General features: G+C 67.0%; 13 protein-coding genes. 6 read left to right on the forward strand and 7 right to left on the reverse strand.

Features of this window, described 5'->3' with window-relative positions; genetic code table 11:
• Together ACTHL9_RS03030 and ACTHL9_RS03035 are read right to left on the reverse strand one after the other, a co-directional pair.
• On the reverse strand, nucleotides 1–399 hold a 399-nt coding region (locus ACTHL9_RS03030), incomplete at its 3' end, for an ABC transporter permease subunit (RefSeq protein ID WP_440517227.1).
• A gap of 8 nt (nucleotides 400–407) precedes the next feature.
• Nucleotides 408–1,322, reverse strand: a complete 915-nt coding sequence (locus ACTHL9_RS03035) for an ABC transporter substrate-binding protein (protein ID WP_440517228.1) — start codon at nucleotides 1,320–1,322, stop codon at nucleotides 408–410.
• A gap of 183 nt (nucleotides 1,323–1,505) precedes the next feature.
• Between ACTHL9_RS03035 and ACTHL9_RS03040 the strand changes: the two genes are divergently transcribed.
• The gene (locus ACTHL9_RS03040) at nucleotides 1,506–2,495 is read left to right on the forward strand and encodes an Lrp/AsnC family transcriptional regulator (protein ID WP_440517243.1); all 990 of its coding nucleotides are present in this window, start codon (nucleotides 1,506–1,508) and stop codon (nucleotides 2,493–2,495) included.
• On the opposite strand, the gene ACTHL9_RS03045 is transcribed toward ACTHL9_RS03040, so the two are convergent.
• The 5 genes from ACTHL9_RS03045 to ACTHL9_RS03065 form a co-directional block, all read right to left on the reverse strand.
• Entirely contained in the window at nucleotides 2,492–3,118 is a 627-nt protein-coding gene (locus ACTHL9_RS03045; RefSeq protein ID WP_440517245.1) for an RNA polymerase sigma factor, read from the reverse strand. The genes ACTHL9_RS03040 and ACTHL9_RS03045 overlap by 4 nt on opposite strands.
• Complete coding sequence (locus ACTHL9_RS03050; RefSeq protein ID WP_440517230.1) at nucleotides 3,103–3,573, reverse strand: sigma factor; 471 nt, start codon at nucleotides 3,571–3,573, stop codon at nucleotides 3,103–3,105. The genes ACTHL9_RS03045 and ACTHL9_RS03050 overlap by 16 nt, the downstream gene beginning before the upstream one ends.
• Nucleotides 3,570–3,893 (reverse strand): YciI family protein, encoded by a 324-nt coding sequence (locus tag ACTHL9_RS03055; RefSeq protein WP_440517232.1) that lies wholly within the window; start codon nucleotides 3,891–3,893, stop codon nucleotides 3,570–3,572. The genes ACTHL9_RS03050 and ACTHL9_RS03055 overlap by 4 nt, the downstream gene beginning before the upstream one ends.
• A 91-nt stretch (nucleotides 3,894–3,984) precedes the next feature.
• Nucleotides 3,985–4,455 carry a GyrI-like domain-containing protein gene (locus ACTHL9_RS03060; RefSeq protein WP_440517233.1) on the reverse strand — a complete coding sequence of 157 codons (471 nt, stop codon included), beginning with the start codon at nucleotides 4,453–4,455 and terminating at the stop codon, nucleotides 3,985–3,987.
• A 24-nt stretch (nucleotides 4,456–4,479) separates the two neighbouring features.
• Nucleotides 4,480–5,367: a diacylglycerol/lipid kinase family protein gene (locus ACTHL9_RS03065; RefSeq protein ID WP_440517234.1), complete on the reverse strand. Its 888-nt coding sequence runs from the start codon at nucleotides 5,365–5,367 to the stop codon at nucleotides 4,480–4,482.
• A gap of 111 nt (nucleotides 5,368–5,478) precedes the next feature.
• Between ACTHL9_RS03065 and ACTHL9_RS03070 the strand changes: the two genes are divergently transcribed.
• The 5 genes from ACTHL9_RS03070 to ACTHL9_RS03090 form a co-directional block, all read left to right on the forward strand.
• On the forward strand, nucleotides 5,479–6,261 hold the full coding sequence (locus ACTHL9_RS03070) for an IclR family transcriptional regulator (RefSeq protein ID WP_440517235.1): 783 nt from the start codon (nucleotides 5,479–5,481) through the stop codon (nucleotides 6,259–6,261).
• Nucleotides 6,262–6,404: 143 nt separating this feature from the next.
• Entirely contained in the window at nucleotides 6,405–6,845 is a 441-nt protein-coding gene (locus ACTHL9_RS03075) for a hypothetical protein (protein WP_440517237.1), read from the forward strand.
• Between the two features lie 66 nt (nucleotides 6,846–6,911).
• On the forward strand, nucleotides 6,912–8,570 hold the full coding sequence (locus tag ACTHL9_RS03080) for an FAD-dependent oxidoreductase (protein WP_440517238.1): 1,659 nt from the start codon (nucleotides 6,912–6,914) through the stop codon (nucleotides 8,568–8,570).
• Nucleotides 8,567–8,872 carry a Dabb family protein gene (locus ACTHL9_RS03085; protein ID WP_440517239.1) on the forward strand — a complete coding sequence of 102 codons (306 nt, stop codon included), beginning with the start codon at nucleotides 8,567–8,569 and terminating at the stop codon, nucleotides 8,870–8,872. The genes ACTHL9_RS03080 and ACTHL9_RS03085 overlap by 4 nt, the downstream gene beginning before the upstream one ends.
• On the forward strand, nucleotides 8,869–9,263 hold a 395-nt coding region (locus tag ACTHL9_RS03090; RefSeq protein ID WP_440517241.1), incomplete at its 3' end, for an MFS transporter. The genes ACTHL9_RS03085 and ACTHL9_RS03090, both read left to right, overlap by 4 nt.

The raw sequence follows: 9,263 nt of genomic DNA on the forward strand, positions 1-9,263 counted from the left end.
GTACAGGACGGTGACCAGGCCCCAGAAGATCAGCTGGGTGTAGACGGGGGTGCCGCGGAAGAACCAGACCCAGAACCAGGAGGACCAGCGCAGGATCGGGTTGTCCGACTGGCGCATGAAGGCCAGCACAATCGCCAGGACGATCGCGATCAGCATGGACAGCACGGTCAGCAGCAGGGTCCAGCCCACGCCGCGGACGATGTTCACGTCCAGGATGTACGCCGCGACGGTGCCCCAGCCGAAGCGAGGGTTGGTCGCCAGGCTCTGGATGGCCAGGGCGGCCAGGATCAGGATGATGGCGGCTGCGACCCACCGGCCCGGGTGGCGCACCGGAACCGCCTTGATCAGTTCCGGCGCGCCACCCTTCGTGGCCTCGGCGGTCTCCGCCAGCTCTTTCATCACGGGGCTCACGACGCCAGCTGGGGGTTCAGCTCCGACTTTGCGACGCCAATATCAGAGACATTCCACGTATCGAGGATCTTCTTGTAGGTGCCATCCGCCATGAGCTTGGCCATGACCTTCTGGATCAGGTCGGCAAGCGCGGGGTCGTCCTTTGCGATCGCAATCCCTTGCGGGGCGGAGTCATACGTGTCGCCTAGCTTCTCGATAGCGCCCTGGGCCTGCTGGATTGCGTAGCCCACGACGTCCGAAGCCGAGTCCATGGCATCGATGGCGCCGTTGACCAACCGCGTATTGACGTCTGTCTGCTTGTCGAGGGCAATTACTTCAATCGGCTGCTTGCCGCTCTGGATGCATTTGTCGTTCAGGGCGGCGACGTCGTCTGCCTGGATAGAACCGGTCTGAACCCCCACCTTCGTCCCGCACACGCCGTCGACAGAGAAGTTCTTCGGATTGCCCTTCTGGACGGCCCACGCCGAGCTCGCCGTCCCGTAGGTCACCATGTTCACTGCCTTGAGGCGCTCAGACGTGACCACGAAGTTGGAGATGCCGAGGTCGTACTTCGGGCCGAGCGCAGGAAGAATGCTCGCAAAGCCCGCCGTTTCGACGTTGGCTCTGAGCCCCAGCGTCGCGGCGATCGCTTTCGCGAGGTCGACGTCATAGCCCATGGGCGTCTGATTGTCTGGGCCGCCGAGGAATTCGGAAGGAGCGAACGACGTGTCGGAGCCGACGACGAGCGTGCCCTTCGACTTGATCGCGGCGGGCACCTGCGAAGCCAAGGATTCGTCTTCGGCCAGAGCAGTCGGGTCAAAGGACGACGTCCTCGCGCCGGCCTCTGAAGCGTTGGTACACGCGGTCAGGGCAAGGATCGCGGAGCCGATCAGCGCTACTGCGCGGGAGCCGCGTTGGAGTGGGAAGCCCATGGAAACCTCATCTGAAATTGAAAAGCGGGAGTCTCGTCGTTCTGCCGCCCAACGGTCACCGGCGACTGCTCGGGCGAACGCAATTGACGATAGAATCTCAACCAGAATCAGCGGAGATTTCCGTGAAAACTTCCACCAAGCTGCACAAATGTCAGGACTACCAGCATTATTTCCGAAGATGATCTGGCAATCATCCATGCCCTCCAAGTCAGCCCCCGGGCTCCGTGGCGGGACGTGGGTGCCGCAGTGGGGCTCTCCGCAGAGACGGCAGCCCGCAGGTGGGACGCGCTCCGGAGGGACGGCCTGGCCTGGATCGCCCCCGCCCCGGGCCCGCGGTACCTGGCGGAGGGCGCGTCCGCTTTCGTCTTCGCTTCCATGAGCGGCTCGCCCGATCAGGTGCTGGATCGGCTCGTCGCAGCGCCAGCGTTCGGGACGGTCTCGCTGGTGGCGGGTTCGAGCACCCTGCTCGCAGACTGCTTCGCAGCCGACCACCACGAGCTGGCCGAGTCGCTCACCACAACGTTCGCCCACGTCTCCGGCGTCGAAGATCGCGATGTCCTGCTGGTTACCAAGCTGTACCGGCAGTCAGTCGAGTGGCGGGAGGACGCCTTGGATCCGCGCCAGGTGCGATCGCTGACCTCAGGTCGGGGCGAAGGGTCTGTCTACTCCCCCGATTCGGTGGATGCGTCGATCGTTCGAGCCCTAGCCGCCGATGGACGGGCAGCGTGGGCCGATCTGGCCGATGCCGTGGGCATCTCACCCCAGACCGCGCGTCGGCGGACCGACAGGCTTGTGGAGTCAGGGCTCCTCTCCTTCCGCTGCGACGCCTCGGACCGGGACGCCCACCCGGGCCAACACGAGGCGACCTTGGTCCTGGACGTCCCACCGAGCCGGCTTGACGCCGTCGGCCAGCAGTGCGCGGCGCTTCCGGAATGCCGGGTCAGTGCCCAAGTCTTCGGAAGCGGCAATCTGCTGGTCACGCTGCGGGTCAGGGAGCTCTTGAGAATGGCCCTGGTCGAGGAAGCGATCGAGCGGTCTGCCCCCGGCGCAAGGGTCACTTCTCGGCACACCGTCCTGCGTCCGGTAAAGCGCATGGGCCGGCTTCTCTCACCGGACGGGCGAGCCGCAGGCTTCGTTGCCCTTCCCTTCTGGTCCAGAGAAGGGCAGAGCTAGCTGACTTCGTTGAGCCGTCGCGTCAGCGAGGCAACCTCAGCGCTGTTGCCGGCCAGCTGAATCGCCCTCTCGCAGGCTGCGCGGCATTCCTGTCCGCGGCCAAGCCGCCGCAGCAGGTCGGCACGGGCAGCGTGATAGGCGTGGTATTCGGCGAGCGCCTCTCCGAGGACGTCGACGGCGGCAAGACCCGCCTCTGGGCCGTCGACCTCGGCCACGGCGACAGCACGGTTCAGCGCGACGATGGGAGAGCTGTCGAGGCGGGCGAGCTGGTCGTAGAGGGCGACGACCTGCGCCCAGTCCGTCTCGCCGACGTCGGCCGCCGAAGTGTGGACGGCGTTGATGGCGGCCATGATCTGGTAACGGCCCGGCGCCACACCGGATGCTACCGCTACCAAGCGCTCGCGCACCAGCCTGTGGCCCTCGGTGATCAGCGTGCGTTCCCACACGCTCCTGTCCTGCTCCCCCAAGGGAACGAGCTCCCCATGCACCGAAAGTCGGGCCGGACGGCGGGACTCGGTGAGGAGCATCAGTGCCAATAGCCCGGCGACTTCGCCGTCCTCCGGCATGAGCTCGCGAATCAGTCGGGTAAGCCGAATCGCCTCAGCAGTCAGGTCCGGACGCAGGGCGTCCTTGCCCCCGGGCCCGTGGCGAGATAGCCCTCGGTGAAGATGAGGAAGAAGACCGCGAGCACGCCGGGGAGGCGAGCCGGCAGGTCTTCCTCGGACGGAATCCGGTAGGGAATCCGCGCCGCTGTGATCTTCGCCTTTGCACGGGTGATGCGGCGTGCGATCGCGTCGTCCTCGTACAGCATCCGAGCTTCCTCGTGCTTCTGCTCCCGCTTGTTCTCGCGCCGGATCCGGTCGATCGCCTTGTGGCTCGCCGTCGTCGTCAGCCAAGCGCCTGGGCGAGGTGGGACGCCGCCGTGCGTCCAATGCTCGACGGCGGCCGCAAACGCTTCCGCTGCCGCCTCCTCGGCGAGGTCGAGATCGCGGAATCGCCGTGCGAGCGCGGCGACCACGCGCGCCCACTCGTCGCGGTGGGCTCGGGCGATCGCCGCTCTGACGTCGTCGGCCATCATAGGAACGGCCGGACCTCGATCTTGCGGTTGCAGGCCTTCGATCCCTCGGTAGCCAGCTTGAGCGCGACATCGAGGTCCGGCGCCTCCATGATCCAGAAGCCGATGAGGTATTCCTTCGTCTCGGCGAAAGGTCCGTCGGTGACGATGGGTTCGTTTCCCCGGTTGTCAATGACGGTGGCCGCCTCGGGCCCCGCGAGGCCGCCCGCGAAGACCCAATGCCCCGCGTCGATGAGCTGCTGATTGAAGACGTCGATGGCCGCCTGCTCCTCAGGGGTCGCGAGGCCAGAGTTGTCGGTAATGACGGAAACCAGATACTGCATCTCGGTTCATCTCCTTCGATCTCGGGAGCCCGCCGTGGAATCCCGCTCACCATGACGACGAACGCCTTGGTCCAGATCGGACACCGGAACTTCACGATCTCGCCTTCAAGAGGCACACGATCGTGGTCTCGGTGTTCCCTGGATCCGGCGTCGGGTCCCCGTAGATCTCCCACGAGTGCCCAGCCGGCTCCCGATGGTTGCTCGCCATCCACTCGTCGATCGCTCGGTAGGCCTCATTCATCTGCTCGTAGGGCCCGCGGTGGACGGCAACGGCTGCCTCCCCCTCCGGCGTTTCGCTCGCGTAGACCTCCCCCACCGCCTCGAACGTTCCCGTGACTTCGACGCCGAACTCGCACAGCAAGGGAGCGCCGGGTTCCTTGGTTTGGTGGTACACGAAGATGTTGTGACCGCCGGCCCACAGACCCGGCCGGCTCCTGATCAACTCCCACACCTTGCCGACTGCGGGACCCCACGCCGAGGCCACCTCGTCTGGAGCTGCCTCACGCGCGACGGCCGCCAGTTTGCGGGACTGAACTGTATTTACGACGACAGGGACCGTCATGCCGGGATTCTACGTCGCGAGGCATCAGGGAACCCGGACCGAAAGCGCCCCTTTGTCGACCCGGATGGAGATGACCTTGCCCTGGCCCAAGTGATCGCCGTCGATCTGGATGTCGTGCGGCCGGCTCGCTTCGATCCGCACGCTCGTCCCGGTGAAATGACCGAGTTCAGGAGGGGAATGCCGCCGGAACCGGCTCAGCAGCGTTGTAGCAACCCGGTACCAGCCGACGACGCCACGAGGGGCGACGGCGAGCACATCCAAGACGCCGTCGTCAGGCTTTGCTCCCGGGAACACCTCGACATTTCCCTGAATGCGCCCGCAATTCCCGACCATCACTCCGCGCTGACGCCGATCCATGGCAACGCGTCCGTCCACTTCGACGCGCATCCTGTACGAGTCGCCGATGATGTTCTGGCCCGCAGAGACGACGTAGGCGAGCCAGCCCGCCTTCGCCTTGAGATTGTCGTTGGTGTTCGCCATCACCGTGGCGTCCAAGCCCATCCCGGCCATCACGACGAAGGCGAGTTCATCGCCGTCGTCCATCGCCGCCCACGCGACGTCGATGCGGCGCTCCCCCCGCGAGGTGGCCACGGCGAAAGCCTTGGCGGGGGCATCGACCGGGACGCCGAGATTCCGTGCGAGGAGGTTCCCGGTGCCGAGGGGAACCACGCCCAGCGGCACGCCCGTGCCCGCGAACTCGCCGGCGACTGCCCGGACCGTTCCGTCACCGCCTGCCACCACCACGGAGTCGACGCCCGCCTGGAGCGCCCGGCGTGCCATGCCGCCACCCGGGTCCTCGACCGACGTTTCCAGCACGAGCGGATCCGTTCCCTGCTCGGCACAGTGCCGGCGGTACAGCTCCACGACGTCCTCTGCCCCCTGCTTGACCGGGTTGACGATCAGCGCTCCCATGTGCCCCTCCCGTGCTCGGTCTCCTCCGGACGACAATACTGGGATCCAATCGGCAATACCGGGATCCAATCGGCTTGCCTGGCGGTTCACGCTGAGGGGAAGATCATCTCGATGGCGAACTCCCCTTCCGGCGAATCGATGGTCCACCGCATGGTGCGGATCGTCGAGGCGTTCGACGCCGAACACCCCACCTTGAGCGCCGCCGACCTCGCGCGGCGCTCGGGCCTCCCCAGCAGCACGACATACCGGCTCGTGGACGAGCTGCTCGCCGAGTCACTCCTGGACCGCGAGGGCCAGCAGCTTCGCCTCGGGACGCGGCTCTGGGAACTCGTCTCGCGCGGCTCGAAGGTTCTGGGACTCCGGGAAGCGGCTCTGCCGTTCATGGAGGACGTGCAGTCGATCGTCGGGCATCACACTGCGCTCGGCATCCTGGACCAGAACGACGTCCTCTACATCGAGCGCATCGGGTCCAACACATCGACCATCAACATCACCCGGGTGGCCGGCCGCTTGCCAATCCACGCGACGTCCTCCGGGCTGCTGCTCACCGCGTTCGGGCCTGCCGAGAAGCAGAACCTCTTCCTCGCACGCCGTCACCCGCAGCTCACGGACCTGACCGTGACCGATCCGGAGGAGCTGCGGCGCCTCCTCGCCGAGATCCGGCGGACCGGTTACTGCGTCCAGTCAGGGACGATCGTGCCGGAGTCGGCAGGCGTTGCGGTGCCTGTGTTCACCGCGAACGGCACGGCGATCGCTGCCCTCAGTGTCGTCATCCCGCGGGAGGGCGCTCCGGTGCAGAAGTCGATCACTGCACTTCAGACCGCTGCTCGCGGCATCTCACGCGCTCTCGGGTGGGATGGCACGCTGCGCGATGCAATCCGGCGGAGCCTTTAGGCCCGACCTCGGCGCCACACAGCCCGACCTCGGCGCCACACGGCCCGACCTCGGCGGTTCGGCGGCGGCCAGAAGGACGTCACAGGTTCACGCGGAACAATGGGGCCAGAACCGCCATCCAGACCGAATCTCGAGGAGACCCTATGGCCACGCCCGCAGCCCCTCAACCCCACAAGCTACTCCGCCGCTCGCGCGAAGCCCTCGCCGCCCTCGGCGTTCAGTTCCTCCTCGGAATGGGCGCGAACCTCGTTGGAACGCCGCAGGACAACACCGACGGCGGACGGATCGTGGCCGCATCCCTCCTAGGCCTGCACATTCTGATCGGAATCGGCGTCGTCGTCGTGGCGATCCGCCTCTGGATGGTGGCGCGCGATGAGGAACTCGGCGAGCGCGCGGCAATGTGGGCCCTCGTGGTCCTCGCCGTGACGTTCCTGATCGGCATTGGCACGATGCTCACGGACAGCGGCTGGCTCTCGTTCCTCATGGCCCTCGGTTGGTTGATCGGAGTCGGCCTCTACATCCAGACCTTCATGCTCGGCGCGCGGGCCGCGGCCAATTCTTCCCGATCAACGGGAATCGCGTGATCCCCGCGACATAACCGGTGGGACTCTCGGTGAGCCAGCAAAAACGGCTCATAGGAGAGTCCCACCATGAAGTTCCTCACCGGCTCCCGGCAGAACGCCTACGACGTCGTGGTCGTGGGCTCCGGCGCAGGCGCCCTCACCGCAGCGGCGACGGCGGCGCGCTCGGGCAAGTCCGTCGTCGTCCTCGAGAAGGCGAGCCTCCTCGGGGGGACGAGCGCCATCTCGGGCGGCATGCTCTGGGTCCCGAACAACCACCACGCCCGCGAGCGCGGGCTCACCGACTCGGCGGAGGCCGCAAGCGCCTACGTGCGCGCGGTCTCGCGTGGCCGCGGCCGTGCAGAGCTTCTCGACGCAGCCGTTCTCCACGGCGACGCGATGCTGCGCTTCGCGGAGGAGGAGCTCGGCGTGCGCTTCATCTTCCTCGACAACTTTCCGGACTACCGCCAGGACCTTCCGGGAGCGGTCGACGGCGGCCGCACCATCGAGCCCGAGCTCGCCAACATCCGCGATCTCCTGGGCGACCTCGCGGACCATGTGCGTTCCGATGGCCGCGCGCCGTTCACGATGCAGGAGTACGAGGACTGGGGCGCCTTCACCCGCTTCCCGTGGGACGAGCTCAACGTGCGGGCCGCAGCTCGGCTCGTAGCCAAGGGCCGTGCGCTGGTCACCATGCTTCTGGCGAGCGCAGTGCGCGACGGCGTCCACCTCGCCGTCGAGGCCCGCGCCACCCGCCTGGTTCAATCGGACGGGCGCGTGAACGGTGTGCTGCTCGAGTCCGGCGAGGAGTTCGAGGCGCGGGACGCCGTCGTGATCGCCTCGGGCGGGTTCGAATGGGACGCGAAGCTCGCAGACTCGATGCTCGCCAGCCGCCTCTACACGATGTGCTCCCCGCCCTCGAACGAGGGCGACGGGCTGCGCATGGCCCAGCGCATCGGCGCCCAGACCCGCGGGACGCGCGAGGCGTGGTGGGCACCGATGTCGATCACGGGCGACACTCGGGATGGCCGGCCCATCGGTACGCTTCTGCGTTTCGAGCGGCAGGGCCCGGGCTCGATCATGGTCAACCGGCATGGCAAGCGGTTCGCGAACGAGTCGCAGAACTACAACGACCTCGCGCGCTGCCTCCACTCGTGGGACTCCCCCAACAATCAGACGCTCAACACACCGGCGCACGTCGTCTTCGATCAGGGCTACCTCGAGCGGTACGGAGTCCTCTCCCACCGCGCAGGCCAGCCCACGCCGTCGTACCTCATCGAGGCAGCCACGCTCGAGGCGCTCGCCGCCAAGATCGGGGTGCCGGCGGAGAACCTCGTCGCGACGGTCGAGCGGTTCAACGGGTTTGCCGTCCAGGGCGAGGACCCGGACTTCCATCGGGGCGAGACCGCATATGACCGCTACTGGGGCGACGCGGGCAACGTGTGGCCGAACCCCTCGCTGGGCCCGCTCGAGCGCGGACCGTTCTACGCGCTCGAGGTGGTCAACGGGGCCTTCGGGACGAACGGCGGCATCGCGACCGACGGCACGGCGCGGGTGCTCGATGTCGACGGTGAGCCGATCCCCGGCCTGTTCGCCATCGGAAACGCGACCGAGAGCGCGTATGCGGCGGGCTACCCCGGCGCCGGCGCGACGCTTGGGCCGCTCATGACCATGGGCTATCTGGCAGGGCGCGCCATCGCGGGCCAACCGGCCGGCTACAGCGCCGAACTCGCGGAGGCGGCCCGATGATCCGGCATGCCGTCCTCTTCAAGTTCAAGCGGGACTTCCCGGACGCTGAACGGGAGGCCTGGATCGCGGGGCTCGACACGATGCGCGGCAACATCCCCGGGATGCTCGCGCTGACCCACGGACCCGACGTCATGGGATTCGATCGCTCGTTCGACTACGCCATCGTCACGGACTTCGAGTCCGCCGCAGACATCGACGTCTACAACACCCACCCGCTCCACGAGCCGCTCAAGCTGTACTCCCTCCCCAACAGCGAGCAGATCGTGTCGGTCGATTTCGAGATCTCAAAGGACCAATCATGAGCACCTCACTTCGCCGCAGCGCCGCGGCCACGGCAGTCGCCAACGAACCACGGAAGACGCCGGGCAAGGCCGCCCTCGCGTCCTTCCTCGGCTCGACGCTCGAGTATTACGACTTCTTCATCTACGGCACGGCCGCGGCCCTCGTGTTCCCGGCGCTGTTCTTCCCGGAGTCCAACCCGACCGTTGGCGTCGTGGCCGCCTTCGCGACGTTCGGCGTCGCGTACGTGGCCCGGCCGCTCGGTGGGATGATCATGGGCCACTTCGGGGACAAACTCGGCCGCCGGAATGTCCTGCTCGTGACGCTGTGTCTCATGGGGCTCGCGTCCCTCGGCATCGGCTTCCTCCCGACGTACCAGTCGGTCGGCATGCTCGCACCCGTTCTCCTCACGGC

The organism is Sinomonas sp. (assembly GCF_051955515.1).
Classification (GTDB): domain Bacteria; phylum Actinomycetota; class Actinomycetes; order Actinomycetales; family Micrococcaceae; genus Sinomonas.

What these genes read in the sequence shown, in the direction of transcription:
- ACTHL9_RS03035 (WP_440517228.1), bottom strand. Translation starts at nt 1,322, where the DNA reads ATGGGCTTCCCACTCCAACGCGGCTCCCGCGCAGTAGCGCTGATCGGC.
- ACTHL9_RS03050 (WP_440517230.1), bottom strand. Translation starts at nt 3,573, where the DNA reads ATGATGGCCGACGACGTCAGAGCGGCGATCGCCCGAGCCCACCGCGAC.
- ACTHL9_RS03055 (WP_440517232.1), bottom strand. Translation starts at nt 3,893, where the DNA reads ATGCAGTATCTGGTTTCCGTCATTACCGACAACTCTGGCCTCGCGACC.
- ACTHL9_RS03060 (WP_440517233.1), bottom strand. Translation starts at nt 4,455, where the DNA reads ATGACGGTCCCTGTCGTCGTAAATACAGTTCAGTCCCGCAAACTGGCG.
- ACTHL9_RS03065 (WP_440517234.1), bottom strand. Translation starts at nt 5,367, where the DNA reads ATGGGAGCGCTGATCGTCAACCCGGTCAAGCAGGGGGCAGAGGACGTC.
- ACTHL9_RS03070 (WP_440517235.1), top strand. Translation starts at nt 5,479, where the DNA reads ATGGCGAACTCCCCTTCCGGCGAATCGATGGTCCACCGCATGGTGCGG.
- ACTHL9_RS03075 (WP_440517237.1), top strand. Translation starts at nt 6,405, where the DNA reads ATGGCCACGCCCGCAGCCCCTCAACCCCACAAGCTACTCCGCCGCTCG.
- ACTHL9_RS03080 (WP_440517238.1), top strand. Translation starts at nt 6,912, where the DNA reads ATGAAGTTCCTCACCGGCTCCCGGCAGAACGCCTACGACGTCGTGGTC.
- ACTHL9_RS03085 (WP_440517239.1), top strand. Translation starts at nt 8,567, where the DNA reads ATGATCCGGCATGCCGTCCTCTTCAAGTTCAAGCGGGACTTCCCGGAC.